The organism is Pseudomonas sp. NY8896 (genome assembly GCF_039634505.1).
In genome coordinates, this window is the sequence record NZ_CP132350.1 from 4,084,357 (window position 1) to 4,102,458 (window position 18,102).

The following is an 18,102-nucleotide window of genomic DNA, read 5'->3' on the forward strand; positions in this document are numbered from 1 at the left end:
CGCAAAGTTAACTTCAAGCCTTGCCGCGATTTTTCTAGGATGTAGCCAGGTCGATAAGGAGCCCGCCCATGCGTTTATCAATTGCCGCGACGCTGTTTGCCCTGTGCACCAGCCTTGCCACCCACGCCGAGACCCGCACTGTGGACAACCGCCTGCACAACGCCGCCCGCCACGATGACGTGCGCACTTTGCAACAATTGCTGGGGCAAGGTGCCCGGCTGGACAGCCGTGATGAGCAAGGGCGCACTGCCCTGCTGGTGGCGACCCACGGCAACCAGCTGGCGGCGGCGAAAGCCCTGATCGAAGCCGGGGCCGATGTGAATGCCAAGGACAACATCGACGACAGCCCCTACCTGTATGCTGGCGCCCGGGGCCTGAACGACATCCTGCGGCTGACCCTGCGCCACGGGGCGGACCTCAAGAGCACCAATCGTTACGGCGGCACCGCGCTGATTCCGGCTGCCGAGCGCGGGCATGTCGAGACCGTGCAAATGTTGATTGATGCCGGCGTTGACGTGAACCACCTTAACCAGCTGCACTGGACCGCGCTTATGGAGGCCGTGGTGCTGGGCAATGGCGGGCCGCGGCATGTGGAGGTCGTGCGGCGGTTGCTGGCGGCCGGGGCGGATCGGCAGATTGCCGACAAGGACGGGGTGACCGCGCTGGAGCATGCGCGGCAGCGGGGGTATCGGCAGATGGAGATGCTGCTGGCCCACGAGTAAAGCCTGGCGTTGAAATGCTGGGGCGCAAAGCGCCCCTTAGAAATCACACCACTTCTTCGAACGGCAGCCCCACATAGTTCTCAGCAATGTTCACCAGCCCCGCTGGCGAGGTCAGGAAATACTCGCGGTCAGCCTCCTGCATCTTCTTGTCCCAGGCATCCTTGTGGCTACCGAAGTCATGCAGCAGCTGGGTCATGAACCAGCTGAAGCGCTCGCCTTTCCATACCCGGCGCAAGGCCAGCGGCGAGTACTGCTGCAACAGGTCGGTGCGCCCTTCGCGGTATACCTTGAGCAGAATGCGGTACAGGTAGTTGACGTCCGAAGCGGCCAGGTTAAGGCCTTTGGCGCCGGTAGGCGGGACGATGTGCGCGGCGTCACCCACCAGGAACAAGTGGCCATACTGCATCGGCTCCACCACCAGGCTGCGCAGTGGCGCAATGCTTTTTTCCAGGGCTGGGCCCGTAACCAGGTCTGCCGCCACGTCGGCTGGCAAACGGGCTTTCAGCTCGTCCCAGAAACGCTCGTCAGACCATGCTTCGACCCGGTCCTGCAAAGGTACCTGCAGGTAGTAGCGGCTGCGGGTTTGCGAGCGTTGGCTGCACAACGCGAAACCTCGCTCGTGGTGGGCATAGATCAACTCGTGGTTGACCGGTGGGGTGTCCGACAGCAGGCCCAGCCAGCCAAACGGGTAAACCCGCTCGTACTGTTTCAGCACGCCCTCGGGAATGCTTTGCCGAGAGACGCCGTGGAAGCCGTCACAGCCGGCGATATAGTCACAGTCCACCCGATGCACCTGGCCGTCTTTTTCGAAGGTGAGATACGGCTTCTCGCCCTTCAGTTCGTGCGGCTGGACATTGCTGGCTGAATAGATGATTGGCGCGCCGCTGGCTTCACGGGCCTGCATAAGATCACGGGTGACTTCGGTCTGCCCATAGACCATCACCGTCTTGCCACCGGTGAGGGCCTTGAGGTCCAGGCGTTGGCGGCGCCCGCCAACCAGCAGCTCGACACCTTCGTGCACCAGGCCCTCACGGTCCATGCGTTCTGAGACTCCGGCTTCGCGCAACAGGTCGACAGTACCTTGCTCCAGCACCCCGGCGCGGATGCGGCCAAGGACATATTCGGCCGTCTGGCGTTCGAGGATGACGTTATCGATACCGGCCTTGTGCAGCAGCTGGCCCAGCAGCAGGCCCGATGGACCTGCACCAATAATTGCAACCTGAGTTTTCATTGTTGTTGTCTCTTGTTCGGACGATGCCGGCCCAGGACTGGCAGTGGGCCCGCATCTGCTGTTAGGGTTTGCCCTTGCATTTTTACTGACAAAAAACGCCAGTTAACTGTGCTATTCCATGCAAAACCTGCACTTTTACAAAAAACGTTCGATTAACGGACAGGTCAGCCCAGATGAAATCCACCCTCCCCGGCGTCCCGTTGTTCAAGCTGTATGGCGAAAACCAGGCGTGGCCCGGCACTGACCTGATGCATTGCGAATCGATCCCGGCACGCAGCCGCCTGCATCACTGGGAGATCAAGCCGCACCAGCATGCCGAGCTGTTCCAATTGCTGTATGTGCAGCGCGGCCAGGCCCAGGTGGAGATCGAGGGGGTGCGCAGTGCCATCGATGAGGCGGCGATCCAGGTGGTACCGCCGATGACCGTGCATGGCTTTCGCTTCAGCGCCGATATCCAGGGCTACGTGCTGACCTTCGGCACTGCGCTGGTAGCGAATCTGGAACAACGCCTGGGTGCGCCACTGACCGTGCTGGCACAACCTGCCTGTTACCCGCTGGGGCATGAGCGCGTGCACCTGCGCAGCCTGATCGACACCCTGCAGCAGGAGTACCAGGGCAATGCCCCGGCGCGCGCGGCAATGCTTGAAGCATTGGTTACCGCGCTTATGGTATGGATCAGCCGCCGCCAACAGTTGGGGCAAGCGCCACGTAACCGCGATGAGCGTGACCGCCTGTTGCTGGGGCAGTATTTGCGCCTGGTTGAAGCGCATTATCGCGAGCATCTGTCGGTAGAGGATTTTGCCGCGCGGCTGAATGTACCGAGCTTGCAGCTTAACCAGCTGTGCCGGGCGCTCAGTGGCCAGACTGCGCTGCAGGTTGTGCACCAGCGTTTGTTGCTGGAGGCTCGGCGTAACCTGATTTATACGCGGATGAGCATCGGGCAGTTATCGGATAGCCTGGGGTTCACCGACCCGACTTACTTTGCGCGGTGGTTCAAGCGTTTGAGCGGGCAGACGCCCAATGGATATCGGCGATCGGGGCAGCCTGACTGATTTGCAGCCGCCTGCTTGACGTATACGTCAACCTGCCTTCAGGATAGCCGCATACCCCACGCCGAGCCCCAGCATGAGCACCCAGACCTACAGCATCTCCGACCTGTCCCGCGAGCTGGACATCACCACCCGCGCGATTCGCTTCTACGAGGAACAGGGCCTGTTGAGCCCAGAGCGCCGTGGCCTGGAGCGTATCTACTCGCCGCGCGACAAGGTCAGCCTGAAGCTCATCCTGCGCGGCAAGCGCATCGGCTTTTCTTTGGCCGAGTGCCGCGAGCTGATCGAGCTGTACGACCCCACCAGCGGCAACCTCAAGCAGCTCAACAGCATGCTGGCGAAAATCGCCGAGCGTCGCGCCCAGCTGGAGCAGCAGATGCTCGACATTCACCAGATGCAACTGGAACTGGACACCGCCCAGGAGCGCTGCGAACAAGCCCTGGCCGCCACCCTGAACAACAAAGACAACCGCTGAACGCCACAGGAAACCCGCCATGTCCTTGCCCAAACACGTCCGCCTGGTCGAAGTAGGCCCCCGCGACGGCCTGCAGAACGAAGCCCAGCCCATCAGTGTCGCCGACAAGGTGCGACTGGTTGACGACCTCACCGAAGCAGGCCTGGCCTATATCGAAGTGGGCAGTTTCGTCTCGCCCAAGTGGGTGCCGCAGATGGCCGGCTCTGCCGAGGTGTTCGCCGGCATTCAGCAACGCCCAGGCGTGACCTATGCAGCGCTGGCGCCGAACCTGCGCGGTTTCGAGGACGCCCTGGCTGCCGGGGTGAAAGAAGTGGCGGTTTTCGCTGCGGCCTCCGAAGCGTTCTCGCAGCGCAACATCAATTGCTCGATCAGTGACAGCCTCAAACGCTTCGAGCCCATCATGGAAGCTGCGCGCAGCCATGGTGTGCGCGTGCGTGGGTATGTGTCGTGCGTGCTCGGCTGCCCTTATGAGGGCAAGGTCAGTGCCGAGCAGGTAGCCCTGGTGGCACGCGCCCTGCACGACATGGGCTGCTACGAGGTCTCGCTGGGCGACACCATCGGCACCGGCACCGCCGGCGACACCCGCCACCTGTTCGAGGTGGTCTCGGCGCAAGTACCGCGCGAGCAACTGGCCGGGCACTTCCATGACACTTATGGTCAGGCCCTGGCCAACGTCTATGCCAGCCTGCTTGAAGGCATCAGCGTGTTCGACAGCTCGGTGGCCGGGTTGGGCGGTTGCCCTTACGCCAAGGGCGCTACCGGCAACATCGCCAGTGAAGACGTGGTGTACCTGCTGCAAGGGCTGGGTATTGAAACCGGCGTCGACCTGGGCCGGCTGATCGCCGCCGGCCAGCGCATCAGCAGCGTGCTGGGCCGCGACAACGGGTCGCGGGTAGCACGGGCGCGCAGCGCGCAATAAGTCACACGGGTGTCACATACGTGTGGGTGAAGTGTTACCGCCCCCACGTTTCACAGCAAAAAATCGGGTAACAGGGAAACAAATCGACAAAATTTCAGGCCAAGCGGTTTTGACGAAAAAAGCTAAGTGCTTGATTTTAAAGGGTTTGTAAAAGTTGGCACGCACCCTGCTATATCTTCGGTACAACAACAAAAAAAATGTGACACCCAATAAAAACAACAGGTAACGGCTCTGACATAACAAGAACAACACGGCAGAGGCGTAGCAAGCAGATTTTTTTGGAGTCGACACGCTTTTCAGGGGTACGCCCCGCGGTCTGGCACAGAACAATAAAACTACCTCAAGGTAGCAGCAGCCAGGTTCGGATCAGCCATGATGAAAGCAGGTCAGCGCTCAAAAAAATACGTTTGCTCTTGACCCCGCATGGGGGTCGCCCGCAACACCAGGACAAGCCGACAAAAACAACAATAGGCCGGTCCCAATAATAAAAAAAGAGCAGGCAACAACGCTTTGAGGGGAGCTTCGGCTCCCCTCAGTGCTTCCTGCCCTCTTCCTCCTTCTGCTTCTCCTCATCCTGCCCTTCGACCTTCTCTACCAGTAACGGCATCGTGCCCAGCACCAACAGGGCCAGTACCGTGCTGATCAGTGCCGTGGCTTCGCGGCCCATGCCAGCTGCTGTACCGATGGCTGCTGTCATCCACAACCCGGCAGCAGTAGTCAGGCCTTTCACATGGCTGGTGTCCTGGCCGTTACCCTTGAGGATGGTGCCCGCCCCCAGAAAGCCGATCCCGGCGACGATGCCCTGGATCACCCGGCTCAACGCTTGCTCGTCAGCCCCGGCCATACTGGGTGCCAGCACGAACAAGGCGGCACCCAGCGAGACCAGCATATGGGTACGCACCCCGGCAGACTTGCCTTTGTGTTCACGCTCGAATCCGAGCACGGCGCCAAGTACCGCAGCCATCAGCAGGCGCACAAGGATTTGTGTAACCTCGCGCTCATCGGTGACATCGGCGAACTCGGCCTGGATTGCTTGCCAGATGACGTCCATCGCGGTGGTGCCCCTGCCTGAACATCGTGCTTGCATGGTTGACCTCTGCACACAGGGCAAAGTGCCGCTCAGCCTGCCGATGCAGCAACCAGCCCCAAACCGCGGTCCACCCTGTAACCACCCCCACGAGGACCACCCCATGCCCATTGAAGTCGACGAAACCACGCGCCGTTGCACACTGATCGGCGAAGACCTGCGCATCGAAGGTGAAGGCCCTGATATCGAAATCATCACCGACGAACAGTTGCATATGTCGGTGGCCCTGCTTGCGGGCCAGCGTGTGCCGATCACTGAAGCCGAGGCCGACGCACTCACCGTGGCGGGTGCGGTGGATAGCCGCAGGCATCTGAAGGCTAGCGTGCCAGGCTCGGTAATCTAAGGCCTGGCGGGGCCAAGCGGTAAATCTGATATGGTTTTTATCGCAAAACCTGAACCTGTGCTGATAACAGGTTCAAGGCCATAGTGCTCATGCCTGATCGAGGCCTGATGAGCACCGAGCCATGAACGATAGAATCCCTTTTACAGAGATCGCCACCGCCCCAGCCAGCCCCCAACCGCGACGCACCGACAGCGGCATCCATACCCGCAGCTTCACCGGGCTGTACCGCAACCTGCGCATCGGCTTTGCCGGCGCCCTGTTCGTGCTGTTCTTCGGCACCGCCTGGCTGAACTGGAACGGCCGCCAGGCCGTGCTGTGGGACCTGGGCAACAGTAAATTCCATATCTTCGGCGCCACGTTCTGGCCACAGGACTTCATCCTGCTGTCAGCGCTGCTGATCATCTGCGCCTTTGGCTTGTTTGCCATCACCGTCTATGCCGGGCGCGTATGGTGCGGTTACAGCTGCCCACAAAGTACCTGGACCTGGCTGTTCATGTGGTGCGAAAAGGTGACCGAGGGTGACCGTAACCAACGCATCAAGCTGGCCGCCGCGCCCTGGAGCCTGAACAAACTGGCGCGCCGCACGCTCAAGCACAGCCTGTGGCTGGCCATTGGCGTAGTCACCGGGCTGACCTTCGTCGGTTACTTCACCCCGATCCGGCCACTGGCTGCAGAGCTGTTCACCCTGCAACTGGGTGGCGTGGCGTTGTTCTGGGTTCTGTTCTTCACGGCCGCCACCTACATCAACGCCGGCCTGCTGCGCGATGCCGTGTGCCTGCATATGTGCCCGTATGCGCGCTTTCAGAGCGTGATGTTCGACAAGGACACCCTGGCAGTCGCCTATGACCCGCGTCGTGGCGAAACCCGTGGCCCCCGCAAGAAAGGCAGTGACGTTCAAGCTCAGGGCTTGGGCGACTGCATCGATTGCACCTTGTGCGTGCAGGTGTGCCCCACCGGCATCGACATTCGCGATGGCTTGCAGATGGCCTGCATCGGTTGCGCCGCGTGCATAGACGCCTGTGACGGGGTGATGGACAAGATGGGTTACGCCCGCGGCCTGATTGGCTACAAGTCCGAGCACAGCCTGCAAGGCGGTACCACTCACTGGCTACGCCCGCGCCTGCTGGGCTACGCCGCCGCACTGGTGGTGATGATCGGGGCGCTGGTGGTGGCCTTGCAGTTGCGCCCGATGGTGTCGCTGGATGTGATCAAGGACCGCGGCCTGTTCCGTGAAAACGCCCTGGGCCAGATCGAGAACATCTACCTGCTCAAGGTCATCAACAAGACCGAACGTACCCAGCATTATGAGCTGCGCCTGGTGGACGCCGACGGCTTTGCCTTGCAGGGCAACACCGCATTGGTCATCCCTGCGGGTGAAATGAGCGAATTGCCGGTGTCGGTGGCAATGCTCGCCGAACGCCCGACCAGCAGCTCGCAGACGCTGAGTTTTGAAATCAGCGAACGTGACGACCCCGCTATCCGTAGCGTGGCGCACAGTCGCTTCGTCGCCCCCATGAACCGTTGATCCCTTACACTGACGCCACCTTGCCTGCCAGGCTTCGACAGAAGGCCAGAATGAAACGCTACGAACGCTTCGCCGACGACATTGCCGAACTGATTCGCTCCGGGGTGCTGGGCCCCGGCCAGCGCGTGCCTTCGGTGCGCTACGCCAGCCAGACCCACGGGGTCAGCCCGTCTACTGTGTTCCAGGCCTATTACCTGCTGGAGCGGCGCGGGTTGATTCGCGCCCGGCCGCGCTCCGGGTATTTCGTCAACGCCCACGCTCCGCGCCAGTTCAGCGAGCCGCAGGCGCTGCAGCCGGTCAGCGAGTCTACCGACGTGGACGTCAGCGCGTTGGTGTTCTCCATCCTCGACTCGATCAAAGACCCCAACACCATACCGTTCGGCTCGGCCTTCCCCAGCCCCGAGCTGTTCCCCCTGCAACGCTTGTCGCGCTCGCTGGCCAGCGCCAGCCGCAGCATGGACCCGCGCATGGTGGTGACTGACCTGTCGCCGGGCAACCCGCAGCTGCGCCGGCAAATCGCGCTGCGTTACATGGTCGGCGGGCTGATGTTGCCCATGGAAGAGCTGCTGATCACCAACGGTGCGCTGGAAGCCTTGAACCTGTGCCTGCAGGCAGTGACCCAGCCGGGTGACCTGGTCGCGATCGAAGCCCCCGCCTTCTATGCCTGCCTGCAGGTGCTGGAGCGGCTCAAGCTCAAGGCCGTGGAGATTCCGGTCCACCCGCGCGAGGGCATGGACCTGGGGGTACTTGCGCAAACCCTGGAGAAGCACCCGGTTAAAGCCGTGTGGTGCATGACCAACTTCCAGAACCCGGTGGGTGCGAGCATGCCAGAAGCCAAGAAGCAGGCTTTGGTTGAGTTGCTGACACGCCATCAGGTGCCGTTGATCGAAGACGACGTCTATGCCGAGCTGTACTACTCGCAACAGGCGCCCAAGCCAGCCAAGGCTTTCGACACCCAAGGCCTGGTCATGCACTGCGGTTCGTTCGCCAAAAGCCTGGCACCGGGCTATCGCATTGGCTGGGTGGCCGCCGGGCGCTTTGCGCAGAAGATCGAACGGCTGAAACTGATGACTTCGTTGTGTGCCTCGATGCCGGCCCAGGCGGCCATCGCCGACTACCTGCAACACGGCGGCTACGACCGCCACCTGCGCAAACTGCGCTACGCCCTGGAAGGCCAGCAGGCCAACATGCTGGCGGCCATCGCGCGCCACTTCCCGGCGCAGACGCGGGTCAGCCAGCCCTCTGGCGGCTACTTCCTATGGCTGGAACTGCCCGAGCAAATGGACGCCCTCAAGCTGTTCCACATGGCCCTGGCGCAAGGGATCAGTATCGCTCCCGGGCCAATCTTTTCACCCACCCGGCGCTTCGGCAACTGCATCCGCCTGAACTACGGCAGCCCCTGGCACGACGGTGCCGAGCGGGCCATGGAAACCCTTGGGCGGATCATTCGCTCGTTTTGATAGCGACTGGCCCGAGGGGCGACTATAGTTGCTCGATCCGTTCATCGGGCCCTCGCCATGCAACCAGACGCGCCTCCGTCGATTATCCAGTTGCAAGCGCGTGTCGCAGAGCTGGAGGCGCGCCTGGCAGAGCGCGAAGACACCTCACAAGCACACGTCAAGCTGCTGGGCGAACTGCTCGACAGCAGCCTGGCCAATGTATTCGCTGCCGACCGCAAGATGCGCCTGGTGGCCATCAACCGTACGGCACGCGAAACCTTCGAGCGTTACCGAGGTTTCGTACCGCAGATTGGCGACCACGTACCGCAGTTTCTGACCAACCAACCCGACATCATGGACCGTCTGGCCCCGGTATGGCCGCGCGTAATGGCCGGCGAAGCGTTCATCGACACCATCACCCTCGGGCCCGTTGACGCACCACGCCATTACGAAATTCGTTGCCACCCGTTGCTCGATATTCAGCAACGCATCCAGGGCGGCTACATGTTCGCCTATGACATCACCGAGCGCACGGCCGAACAGCAACGCCTGCGCCAGGCCGAGGAAGCGTTGCGTCAGTCGCAAAAAATGGAAGCGGTCGGCCAGTTGACCGGTGGTATTGCCCACGACTTCAATAACCTGCTGGGCAGCCTGCTAGGTGCGCTGGAACTGGCCGAGCAGCGCTTGCGCGAACAACGCCACGCCGACACCGCGCGCATGCTGGAACTTTGCCGCAACACCACGATACGCGCCGCCACGCAGGTACAGCGCCTACTGGCCTTCTCGCGCCAGCAAACGCTGATTCCGCAACCCATCGATGTGCAGTGCTTGGTTGCCGGTATGCAAGACTTGATCGCCAGTTCTACCGGTCCTCACATTGATTTCCACGACCAGACATTGGCCGGACTGTGGCAGATTCGTATCGATCCGCAGCAACTGGAAAATGCCTTGCTGAACCTGTGCATCAATGCCCGAGATGCCATGCCCTTGGGCGGTATCCTCAGCATCTCGTGTGCAAACAGTGACCTTGCTGTGGCCGAGGCCGGGCAACTGGACCTGCCCGCAGGGCGGTATTTGCACATTCGCGTCACCGATACCGGCATGGGCATGTCCAACGAAGTGATGCAGCGAGCCCTTGAACCCTTCTTCACCACCAAACCGCTCGGACAAGGTACCGGCCTGGGGCTGTCCATGGTCTATGGCTTCGTCCGCCAGTCCGGCGGGCAGTTGCAGATCGAAAGCGTGGCTGGGCAAGGCACGTGCATTCACCTGTATTTTCCTCGGGAAGAGTGCATCAGTGCCGACAGCCCACCTGTGCCAGCCACAACCTGTGTTGTGCTTTCCGCCCCCCGTGTGCAGCGGGTCATGCTAGTGGAGGACCAGTCCGCCATGCGCTTGGTGCTCGTCGAAGTACTGACTGAACTTGGCCATGAAGTACAGGCTTTCGACGTTGGCCGCCCGGCACTTGAGGCGCTGCATGCGGGCCCGCTACCGGACTTGCTCATCACAGATGTCGGCCTACCCGGAGGTATCGACGGTTATCAGTTGGCAGAGGCGTTTCAAGGGTTTCAGGCCAACGCCCCGGTATTGCTGATCACCGGCTATGACGCTGCCGAGCTCCCGCCCAGTACCCGTCCCGACAGCCGCACCGAGCTGCTGTCCAAACCGTTCGACCTGCAGAGCTTCTGCAGTCGGGTAAACCGCTTGCTGGGTATTGCGCCGCCGCAACGCTGATCGTCTATCCGCCAGCAGGTGAACACGTTAAAGTTTGCTTCTCCTCTTTTGTCGGACAACGGCATGCCCTCCCGCGACCTGCTCTCCCTGCGTCAACAAGTCGAAGCTCTGCAACGGCAGAACGCACTATTGGAAGCACGTCTTGCCAGCCTTCAAGACCATGATCAGGGCTTTTACCGGTCGTTGTTCGACACCATGGACGAAGGCTTTTGCATCATCGAATTCTTCGACGGCCCGCACGGTCCGTTGAGTGACTATGTGCATGTGCTGGCCAACGCGGCCTACGCCAAGCACGCCGGTATTCCCAACGTGGTCGGGCAGAAGCTGCGCGAGATGGTGCCTGACGAGGCCGATGACTGGGTGGCGCGCTATGGCGCTGTACTTCGTACCGGCGCCCCCCTGCACTTCGAGCAGGAGCTGGTCGCCACCGGCCATGTGCTATCAGTGACCACTTTTCGCGTAGAGCCAGCCGAAAAGCGTCAGGTAGCCGTGTTGTTCAAGGACGTGACCGAACGCCGGCGTGCGGAGCAAGCCCTGCAGCGCCTGAACGAAGAGCTCGAGCAACGCGTGAACACGGCACTGGCAGAGCGACGCTTGTTTGCAGAGTTGGTCGACCACAGTGTGGTCAATGTGCATGTGCTCGACAACGACATGCGCTGGCTGGCCATCAACCGCCAGGCCAAGCTTGATTTCCAGCTGCTGTTTGGGAAAACCCCGGAAATCGGCGATTGCCTGACAGATCTGATAGATGATGGGCTTCACGGTCAGGCGCTGAACCTGTCCTTGTGGAAGCGCGCCCTGGCGGGTGAGCAGTTCGTAGAAGTCGGCACCTTCGGCAAGGAGCCCCTGGCGCGCCATTACGAGCTGCGCTTCAACGCCCTGCGCGACCATGAAGGAGAAATACAAGGGGCCTTTCTGTTCGCCTACGACATCACTGAGCGGGTGCAAGAGCAGGATCGCTTGGCCAAGGCCGAAGAAGCCCTTCGTCAAGCGCAGAAGATGGAAGCCGTGGGCCAGCTCAGCGGCGGCATCGCCCACGACTTCAACAACTTGCTGGGCGGCATACTCGGCGCTCAGGAACTGATGCGCCAACGCCTGGACCAATCACGCTTCGACGCCCTGGAGCCGTTGCTGGAGCTGTCCAGCGGCTCGGCGCAGCTGGCCTCTTCGCTGGTGCACCGGCTGCTGGCGTTCTCCCGCCAGCAGACCCTGCAACCCTGCTCCACGCAGGTGGCCACATTGGTGGCCGGCATGGAAGAGTTGCTGCGCCGCACCATAGGCCCGGAAATTACCCTGAACAGCCAGTTCGCCAGCCAGCTGTGGCCGACCTTCATCGACCCGCCACAACTGGAAAGTGCCCTGCTCAACATTTGCATCAACGCCCGCGACGCAATGCCTGCGGGTGGTTTGATCGACATCATCGGCGACAACCTGCAAATTGACGAAGCGCAGGCCCAGGCATTGGAGATACCTGCCGGCGAGTACGTGCGGCTAAGCATCGTCGACAACGGTAAAGGCATGTCGGCCGAAGTGGCGGAGCGCGCAGTCGACCCGTTTTTCACCACAAAACCTATCGGCCAGGGCACCGGCCTGGGATTGTCGATGACTTACGGCTTCGTGCGCCAATCGGGAGGGCAATTGCGCGTGTTGTCCGTACTTGGTGAAGGTACACGAATCGAGCTGCTGTTCCCACGACACCATGAGCAACCCAAAGCCCCAGCGCCCAAGGCCCGCGACACGCGACTTGAAAAAAGCAGCACGGCGGCACGGCGAATCCTGCTGATCGAGGACCAGGCGGCCTTGCGCATGGTGGTCGGCGAAGTGCTGGAGGAGCTGGGCTACCAGGTGGACGCTTTCGAGAATGGCCCGACTGCCCTCGCGCACCTGCAACGTGGCGAACGGCCAGACCTGCTGCTGAGTGATATCGGCCTGCCGGGCGGCCTGAATGGTCGCCAGGTGGCCGAACGCTGCCGTGAGCGCTACCCAGACATCAAAGTGTTGTTCATCACTGGCTACGACGAAAGCGCGGCGCTCAGCGACGGCCAGTTGCTGCAAGGTACATTGGTGCTGACCAAGCCGTTCGAGCTGGAAGTGCTGGCCGAGCGGGTACGAGAACTGCTGGAGGATTGACGGGCGCGTTCAGCGCCCTCCGCTCAGGTCGATGAAACTACCGGTGGAATAGGATGCTTTGTCCGAGAGCAGCCAGAGGATGGCCTCGGCCACTTCCTCGGGGCGTCCACCGCGGCCCATGGGCAAGCCGGGTTCGAGCTTGCTGACGCGATCCGGGTCACCGGACAGCGCATGGAAACCGGTGTGGATATAGCCCGGTCGTACGCCATTGACCCGTACGCCCTCGCCTGCCACCTCTTTGGCCAGGCCGATGGTGAAGGTATCGAGCGCGCCCTTGGAGGCTGCATAGTCGACATATTCATTGGGTGAACCAAGCCGTGCGGCCATCGACGACACGTTGACGATGGCGCCGCCCTGCCCGCCATGCCGGTGCGCCATGCGCAGCAAGGCGTGCTTGGCGCAGAGCATGGGGCCGACGACGTTGGTCTTCATGATCTTGAGCAGGCGGAACTCGGACATTTCCTCGACGCGGCTTTGCTGGCCGATGGTGCCGGCGTTGTTGACCAATGCGGTGACCGGGCCGAGTTCTTCGTCGACGCGCTGGAACAGCTGGATGATTTCATCCTCGACGCTGGCGTCGGCGCGCACGGCAATGGCCTCGGCGCCCAGGGCGCGTACCTGGCCGAGGATGTTTTGCGCAGCTTGGTCGTCGGTGTGGTAATTGATGCAGATGCGGTAGCCGTGACGGGCGGCCAGCAACGCCGTGGCGGCGCCGATACCGCGGCTGCCGCCGGTGATGACGATGACGTTCTCCATGAATGTGCCAATCGTTTGGGGAAGGGAGGATCGACAATAGGCGAAAAGGCGACGTAGGGGAATGACCAAGGTCAGCTCCCACCTCCGGTTCCCACCCCACTCCGGCTCTTGATCTTGCTCTTGCTCTTGCTCTTGCTCTTGCTCTTGCTCTTGATCTTGCTCTTGCTCTTGCTCTTGCTCTTGATCTTGATCTTGATCTTCGCGACTTCAGGAGGCCGAACGTAGGCCTTGCGGAGGGAGGTGACGGGCATGGATGCCCGTCAAGCGCTGGGCCCCAGGATGGGGCCTGCAGCGCGGTCCTCCCGGGAGCAAGGCCGGAGTGAGGGGACCCCGGAGCGCAGCGTAGGGGCCGGATGATGGGAGCGCAGCGTTTTTTGGTTACTTTTTGTCGCGTTTGACAAAAAGTGACTCGCCGTAAGGGCGAAAAGGTGAGTCAGTGTCGCCATCGCAAACGGACTGTGCGCCGGGTCAAAACAGACAAACTCTGCTTCTTGCTTCTTGGATGTGGGCCTTCACACCGAGTAAACATTCATTCACGCAGATCGTCGCCTGGACTATCACGCGCTTAGAAGCAAACGCCGAAGCAAGAGCAAGAGCAAGAGCAAGAGCAAGAGCAAGAGCAAGAGCAAGAGCAAGAGCAAGAGCAAGAGCAAGAGCAAGAGCAAGAGCAAGAGCGTTTGAATCTAATCGTGTACGTGCTCAATGCCCAGCCGACGCCGGCCCCGCCTTGGCCGTAAACGGTGGCTTGGCAAACCACACCAACAGAATCAACCCAGCAAACACCCAGGTCATCAAAGTGAAGTAGTCCACCGTGGACATCATGTAAGCCTGCCCATTGAGTATCTGCTCCAGTTGCGCATAGCTCTGCGGGCTGGCCCCACCCAACTGCTCAAGTGTATGCCGCGTCGCCGGGTCGAACTGGCTGATGTTCTCGCTCAGGTAGGCATGATGCTGGTCCGCCCGCCGAATCCAGATCCACGTCGTCAACGAAGCCGCAAAACTCCCGCCCAAGGTACGCAGGAACGTCGCCAGCCCAGAACCATCGGCAATCTGGTGCGGCGGCAGGTCGGACAGCAGAATGCTCAAGGTCGGCATGAAGAACAACGCCACCCCAATACCCATGAACAACTGCACCAAGGCCACATGCTGGAAGTCCACTTCACTGGTGAACCCCGCGCGCATGTAACAACTGGTACCGATCGCCAGGAACGCCAGCCCCGCCAGCACCCGCAAGTCGAACCGGTGCGCATACTTGCCCACGAAAGGCGACATGATCACCGGCAGCAAGCCAATCGGCGCCACCGCCAGGCCCGCCCAGGTCGCGGTGTAGCCCATCTGCGTCTGCAACCACTGCGGCAGGATCAGGTTGATACCGAAGAACCCGGCATACCCCCCGACCAGCACGATGGTGCCGACGCGGAAGTTTCGATGCACGAACAAACGTAGATTGACCACCGGGTGGCGGTCGGTCAGCTCCCAGATCACGAACACTGCCAGAAACACCACCGAGATCAGGCTGCCGACGATGATGAAGGATGACTCGAACCAGTCCAGGTCGTTGCCTTTATCCAACACCACCTGCAAGGCGCCGACGCCGATGATCAGCGTGAGCAGGCCGATGTAGTCCATCGGTTGACGACTGGTGACCACCGGCCGCGTACGCATCTGCTGACGCACCACCGCGGCAGCGAACAGGCCGATCGGCACGTTGATGAAGAAGATCCACGGCCAACTGTAGCTATCAGTGATCCAGCCACCCAGAATTGGCCCGGCAATCGGCGCCACCACCGTGACCATCGCCAGTAATGCCAGGGCCATCCCCCGTTTCGCCGGGGGATAAACAGCAATCAGCAGCGTCTGGGTCATCGGGTACAACGGCCCGGCGACCACACCCTGCAGCACACGAAACCCGACCAGCTCGGGCATCGACTGGGCGATACCGCACAGGAACGAAGCCAGCACGAACAGCAGTGTGGCCCAGATGAACAGTTTCACCTCACCAAAGCGGCGGCTCAGCCAGCCAGTCAACGGCAAGGCGATGGCGTTGCTCACCGCGAACGAAGTGATAACCCAGGTACCCTGCTCATAGCTCACCCCCAGGTTGCCGGAAATGGTCGGCAAGGCCACGTTGGCGATGGTGGTGTCGAGCACCTGCATGAACGTCGCCAGCGACAGGCCGATGGTGGTCAGCAGCAGGCTTGGCGGCGTGAACTGGGCAGCGGCGTTGTTGCTCATCGCTGCGCCGTCTTGCCGGGAGCGCTGTTTTCGTGAATCAGCTGAGCGATCAGGTTATCGGCTTCGACCAGCTGGCGGTCATACACCTGGGTGGTGTAACTGGCCTGCTGCGGTGGCTGCTGGGCCAGGGTCGGGCCGCTCTGGTCGTGCAGGTCGACTTCCACCACGGTGGACAGGCCGATACGCAGCGGGTGGTCCTTGAGCTGGTCGGGGCTGAGGTGGATGCGCACGGGTACGCGCTGGACGATCTTGATCCAGTTACCGGTGGCGTTCTGCGCCGGCAGCAAGGCAAAGGCACTGCCGGTACCCGCGCCAAGGCTGTCGACCGTGCCGCTGTACTTGACCTCGCTACCGTACAGGTCAGCGCTGATTTCCACGGGCTGGCCAATGCGCATGTCACGCAGTTGGGTTTCCTTGAAGTTGGCGTCGATCCACACCTGGTCCAGCGGGATTACCGCCATGGTCGCGGTGCCCGGCTGCAGGCGCTGGCCCAGCTGCACGGTGCGCTTGGCGACATAGCCGGTGACCGGCGCGACCAGGGTGGTACGGGCGTGGTCGAGGTAGGCCTGGCGCAAGTCGGCTGCGGCAGCCATCACCTCGGGGTGCGAGGACACCACGGTGTCGTCGACCAGCGCGCTGCTGGTGCTGAGTTGCTGGCGTGCACTGTTGACGGCGGCCTGGGCCACGCTCAAGTCGTCGCGGGCATGGGACAGCTCTTCTGCGGCAATCGCACCGCTGTCGGCCAGCACCTTGCGCCGGTTGAAGTCCTGCTGCGCCTTGCGCAGTTCGGCCTGGCGCGTTTCCAGCTGGGCCTTGAGCGAGTCGACGTTGCTGTACAGCCCGCGGACCTGGCGCACACTGCGCGCCAGCTTGGCTTCGGCGGACTGCAAGGCCACCTCGCTGTCGGCTGGGTCGAATTGCAGCAACACCTGGCCGGCATGGACCAGGTCGCCGTCATCGGCTCCGATGCTGGTCACAGTGCCGGTGACCAGTGGGGTGATTTCCACGACGTTGCCATTGACGTAGGCATCGTCGGTGCTTTCGTGCCAGCGGCCGACCAGGCTGTACCAGGCCCACGTGCCGATACCACCAAGTATCAGCAGCAACAGCAGGCCAAGCAGCCAGGCCTTGCGCTTGCGCGAGGGCTCGGCGGAGGGAGTCGGGGTGTCTGCGGGAGTGGCCATGACAATACCTTGGATAATTCGTGACAGGGTTCAACGGTCGCCGAAACGGCGGATCGTCAACGGGTCGCCAGCACCGAGCAGCACCTTGGCCAGCAGGCCTTCCAGGGTCTTGAGCTCTTCAGGTGCCAGCACGCCGCACAACTCGTTCATCGCGGCGGCGCCTATTTCTGGCAGGCGGTCGGCCAGACGCTGGCCGTCGGCCGTGAGCGCCAGGCGCACCAAGCGCCGGTCGTCGGCGCAACGGTTGCGCACGATCAGCTCCTTCTGCTCGAGGCGGTCGAGCATGCGGGTCATCGAACCGCTGTCCAGGCCCAAGTAGCGGCACAACTCGGCCGGGGTATCCACCTGGTACTGGGTGACGATGATCAACACCTTGAACTGCGCGGCGGTGACGCCCTCTGATTCGAGGTGCCAGTCGAGAATGCGGTCCTTCAGGATCGCCGCACGGCCAAGCAACATGCCGATGGCGCAGGTCTGGAAGTTTTCGGGAGAGAAATGGGCCATCGAAGACTGCTCGGGTAATTGTGTAAAAATATTACTGCCTAGGCAGTGAATGTCAAAGCTTTGATTAGCTAGCTATGAAAAATTTCATGATTTCTACGGAATACGCCGCTCCAGCAAGGGGCCGTGCAAAAGCGGCTAGCGCGCTTGCAGGCCCAACGCCTCGACCGCCCCGCAGGCAATCGCCATGCCCACCAGCTCCGCCAGGCTAGCCGCCTGCAAGCGTTTCATCACCCGCCCCCGATACAGGTCCACGGTCTTTACGCTGATGCCCAACTGCTCAGCAATCTCGCGGTTGCTCAACCCTTGGACCAGTGGCACGAACACGTCACGCTCACGCGGTGTGAGGCCGTCGATGCGCACCTGCACCAAGGCCAGCGCCTGGTCGCCCTGGCGTGCCCGCGCGGCGTGCTCCAGTGCGGCCTGCACACTGTCGAGCAGCAACTGGTCGTTGTAGGGCTTTTCGATGAAGTCGCAGGCACCCGCCTTGAACGCCCGCACCACGATCGGCACATCGGCATGGCCGCTGACGAAGATCACCGGCAACATCAGGCCACGCTCGCGCATCGCCTGCTGCACGGCCAACCCGCCCAACCCCGGCATGCGCACGTCCAACAACACACACGCGGGCGCATCGTTCACGCAGGCGTCGAGAAATGCCTGCCCGCTGGCAAACGGCAAGGCTTGCAGGCCCACCGACTGCAGCAGCCACACCGTCGAGTCGCGCATACCCTGGTCGTCATCGACCACATACACTTTCGCTTGCACCCTA

At 61.8% G+C, this 18,102-nt stretch carries 17 protein-coding genes; 9 read left to right on the forward strand and 8 right to left on the reverse strand.

Annotation, left to right across the window (positions count from 1 at the left end; all coding sequences use genetic code 11):
• Window positions 1–68 precede the first annotated feature (68 nt).
• Window positions 69–722: an ankyrin repeat domain-containing protein gene (locus Q9451_RS18250; RefSeq protein WP_012272032.1), complete on the forward strand. Its 654-nt coding sequence runs from the start codon at window positions 69–71 to the stop codon at window positions 720–722.
• Window positions 723–765: 43 nt separating this feature from the next.
• On the opposite strand, the gene pobA is transcribed toward Q9451_RS18250, so the two are convergent.
• Window positions 766–1,953 (reverse strand): 4-hydroxybenzoate 3-monooxygenase, encoded by a 1,188-nt coding sequence (gene pobA / locus Q9451_RS18255; RefSeq protein WP_012272031.1) that lies wholly within the window; start codon window positions 1,951–1,953, stop codon window positions 766–768.
• Window positions 1,954–2,126: 173 nt separating this feature from the next.
• On the opposite strand from pobA, the gene Q9451_RS18260 reads away from it, so the two are divergent.
• From Q9451_RS18260 to Q9451_RS18270, 3 genes are all read left to right on the forward strand, one after another.
• Complete coding sequence (locus Q9451_RS18260; protein ID WP_012272030.1) at window positions 2,127–3,005, forward strand: helix-turn-helix domain-containing protein; 879 nt, start codon at window positions 2,127–2,129, stop codon at window positions 3,003–3,005.
• A gap of 73 nt (window positions 3,006–3,078) precedes the next feature.
• Entirely contained in the window at window positions 3,079–3,477 is a 399-nt protein-coding gene (locus Q9451_RS18265; RefSeq protein ID WP_003247847.1) for a MerR family DNA-binding transcriptional regulator, read from the forward strand.
• A gap of 19 nt (window positions 3,478–3,496) precedes the next feature.
• Entirely contained in the window at window positions 3,497–4,396 is a 900-nt protein-coding gene (locus Q9451_RS18270) for a hydroxymethylglutaryl-CoA lyase (protein WP_012272029.1), read from the forward strand.
• Window positions 4,397–4,928: 532 nt separating this feature from the next.
• Here Q9451_RS18270 and Q9451_RS18275 read toward each other — a convergent pair.
• Window positions 4,929–5,447: an MgtC/SapB family protein gene (locus tag Q9451_RS18275; RefSeq protein WP_003247836.1), complete on the reverse strand. Its 519-nt coding sequence runs from the start codon at window positions 5,445–5,447 to the stop codon at window positions 4,929–4,931.
• Between the two features lie 139 nt (window positions 5,448–5,586).
• On the opposite strand from Q9451_RS18275, the gene Q9451_RS18280 reads away from it, so the two are divergent.
• The 5 genes from Q9451_RS18280 (at window position 5,587) to Q9451_RS18300 (ending at window position 12,654) form a co-directional block, all read left to right on the forward strand.
• Window positions 5,587–5,826, forward strand: coding sequence for a DUF3203 family protein (locus tag Q9451_RS18280; protein WP_012272027.1), 240 nt, complete (start codon window positions 5,587–5,589; stop codon window positions 5,824–5,826).
• Between the two features lie 121 nt (window positions 5,827–5,947).
• Window positions 5,948–7,351 (forward strand): cytochrome c oxidase accessory protein CcoG, encoded by a 1,404-nt coding sequence (ccoG, locus tag Q9451_RS18285; protein WP_012272026.1) that lies wholly within the window; start codon window positions 5,948–5,950, stop codon window positions 7,349–7,351.
• Between the two features lie 50 nt (window positions 7,352–7,401).
• Window positions 7,402–8,811 carry a GntR family transcriptional regulator MpaR gene (gene mapR / locus Q9451_RS18290; protein WP_012272025.1) on the forward strand — a complete coding sequence of 470 codons (1,410 nt, stop codon included), beginning with the start codon at window positions 7,402–7,404 and terminating at the stop codon, window positions 8,809–8,811.
• 57 nt (window positions 8,812–8,868) lie between these two features.
• A complete protein-coding gene (locus Q9451_RS18295) occupies window positions 8,869–10,524 on the forward strand; it encodes a PAS domain-containing sensor histidine kinase (protein ID WP_012272024.1) in 1,656 nt (551 codons plus the stop codon).
• 63 nt (window positions 10,525–10,587) lie between these two features.
• The gene (locus Q9451_RS18300) at window positions 10,588–12,654 is read left to right on the forward strand and encodes a PAS domain-containing protein (protein WP_012272023.1); all 2,067 of its coding nucleotides are present in this window, start codon (window positions 10,588–10,590) and stop codon (window positions 12,652–12,654) included.
• Between the two features lie 9 nt (window positions 12,655–12,663).
• Here the strand turns inward: Q9451_RS18300 and Q9451_RS18305 are convergent, their stop codons facing one another.
• From Q9451_RS18305 to Q9451_RS18330, 6 genes are all read right to left on the reverse strand, one after another.
• Window positions 12,664–13,410 (reverse strand): SDR family oxidoreductase, encoded by a 747-nt coding sequence (locus Q9451_RS18305; RefSeq protein WP_012272022.1) that lies wholly within the window; start codon window positions 13,408–13,410, stop codon window positions 12,664–12,666.
• Window positions 13,411–13,481: 71 nt separating this feature from the next.
• The gene (locus Q9451_RS18310) at window positions 13,482–13,661 is read right to left on the reverse strand and encodes a hypothetical protein (protein ID WP_345960701.1); all 180 of its coding nucleotides are present in this window, start codon (window positions 13,659–13,661) and stop codon (window positions 13,482–13,484) included.
• Between the two features lie 448 nt (window positions 13,662–14,109).
• Window positions 14,110–15,645 (reverse strand): DHA2 family efflux MFS transporter permease subunit, encoded by a 1,536-nt coding sequence (locus tag Q9451_RS18315; RefSeq protein ID WP_012272020.1) that lies wholly within the window; start codon window positions 15,643–15,645, stop codon window positions 14,110–14,112.
• The gene (locus Q9451_RS18320; RefSeq protein ID WP_012272019.1) at window positions 15,642–16,829 is read right to left on the reverse strand and encodes an HlyD family efflux transporter periplasmic adaptor subunit; all 1,188 of its coding nucleotides are present in this window, start codon (window positions 16,827–16,829) and stop codon (window positions 15,642–15,644) included. Before Q9451_RS18320 ends, Q9451_RS18315 begins: the two co-directional genes overlap by 4 nt.
• Window positions 16,830–16,859: 30 nt before the next feature.
• The gene (locus Q9451_RS18325) at window positions 16,860–17,333 is read right to left on the reverse strand and encodes a MarR family transcriptional regulator (RefSeq protein ID WP_012272018.1); all 474 of its coding nucleotides are present in this window, start codon (window positions 17,331–17,333) and stop codon (window positions 16,860–16,862) included.
• 135 nt (window positions 17,334–17,468) lie between these two features.
• On the reverse strand, window positions 17,469–18,098 hold the full coding sequence (locus Q9451_RS18330; RefSeq protein ID WP_012272017.1) for a response regulator: 630 nt from the start codon (window positions 18,096–18,098) through the stop codon (window positions 17,469–17,471).
• Window positions 18,099–18,102 lie beyond the last annotated feature (4 nt).

Coding starts and splice junctions, on each gene's coding strand:
- Q9451_RS18250 (WP_012272032.1), top strand. CDS start 69: ATGCGTTTATCAATTGCCGCGACGCTGTTTGCCCTGTGCACCAGCCTT.
- pobA (WP_012272031.1), bottom strand. CDS start 1,953: ATGAAAACTCAGGTTGCAATTATTGGTGCAGGTCCATCGGGCCTGCTG.
- Q9451_RS18260 (WP_012272030.1), top strand. CDS start 2,127: ATGAAATCCACCCTCCCCGGCGTCCCGTTGTTCAAGCTGTATGGCGAA.
- Q9451_RS18265 (WP_003247847.1), top strand. CDS start 3,079: ATGAGCACCCAGACCTACAGCATCTCCGACCTGTCCCGCGAGCTGGAC.
- Q9451_RS18270 (WP_012272029.1), top strand. CDS start 3,497: ATGTCCTTGCCCAAACACGTCCGCCTGGTCGAAGTAGGCCCCCGCGAC.
- Q9451_RS18275 (WP_003247836.1), bottom strand. CDS start 5,447: ATGGACGTCATCTGGCAAGCAATCCAGGCCGAGTTCGCCGATGTCACC.
- Q9451_RS18280 (WP_012272027.1), top strand. CDS start 5,587: ATGCCCATTGAAGTCGACGAAACCACGCGCCGTTGCACACTGATCGGC.
- ccoG (WP_012272026.1), top strand. CDS start 5,948: ATGAACGATAGAATCCCTTTTACAGAGATCGCCACCGCCCCAGCCAGC.
- mapR (WP_012272025.1), top strand. CDS start 7,402: ATGAAACGCTACGAACGCTTCGCCGACGACATTGCCGAACTGATTCGC.
- Q9451_RS18295 (WP_012272024.1), top strand. CDS start 8,869: ATGCAACCAGACGCGCCTCCGTCGATTATCCAGTTGCAAGCGCGTGTC.
- Q9451_RS18300 (WP_012272023.1), top strand. CDS start 10,588: ATGCCCTCCCGCGACCTGCTCTCCCTGCGTCAACAAGTCGAAGCTCTG.
- Q9451_RS18305 (WP_012272022.1), bottom strand. CDS start 13,410: ATGGAGAACGTCATCGTCATCACCGGCGGCAGCCGCGGTATCGGCGCC.
- Q9451_RS18310 (WP_345960701.1), bottom strand. CDS start 13,661: ATGCCCGTCACCTCCCTCCGCAAGGCCTACGTTCGGCCTCCTGAAGTC.
- Q9451_RS18315 (WP_012272020.1), bottom strand. CDS start 15,645: ATGAGCAACAACGCCGCTGCCCAGTTCACGCCGCCAAGCCTGCTGCTG.
- Q9451_RS18320 (WP_012272019.1), bottom strand. CDS start 16,829: ATGGCCACTCCCGCAGACACCCCGACTCCCTCCGCCGAGCCCTCGCGC.
- Q9451_RS18325 (WP_012272018.1), bottom strand. CDS start 17,333: ATGGCCCATTTCTCTCCCGAAAACTTCCAGACCTGCGCCATCGGCATG.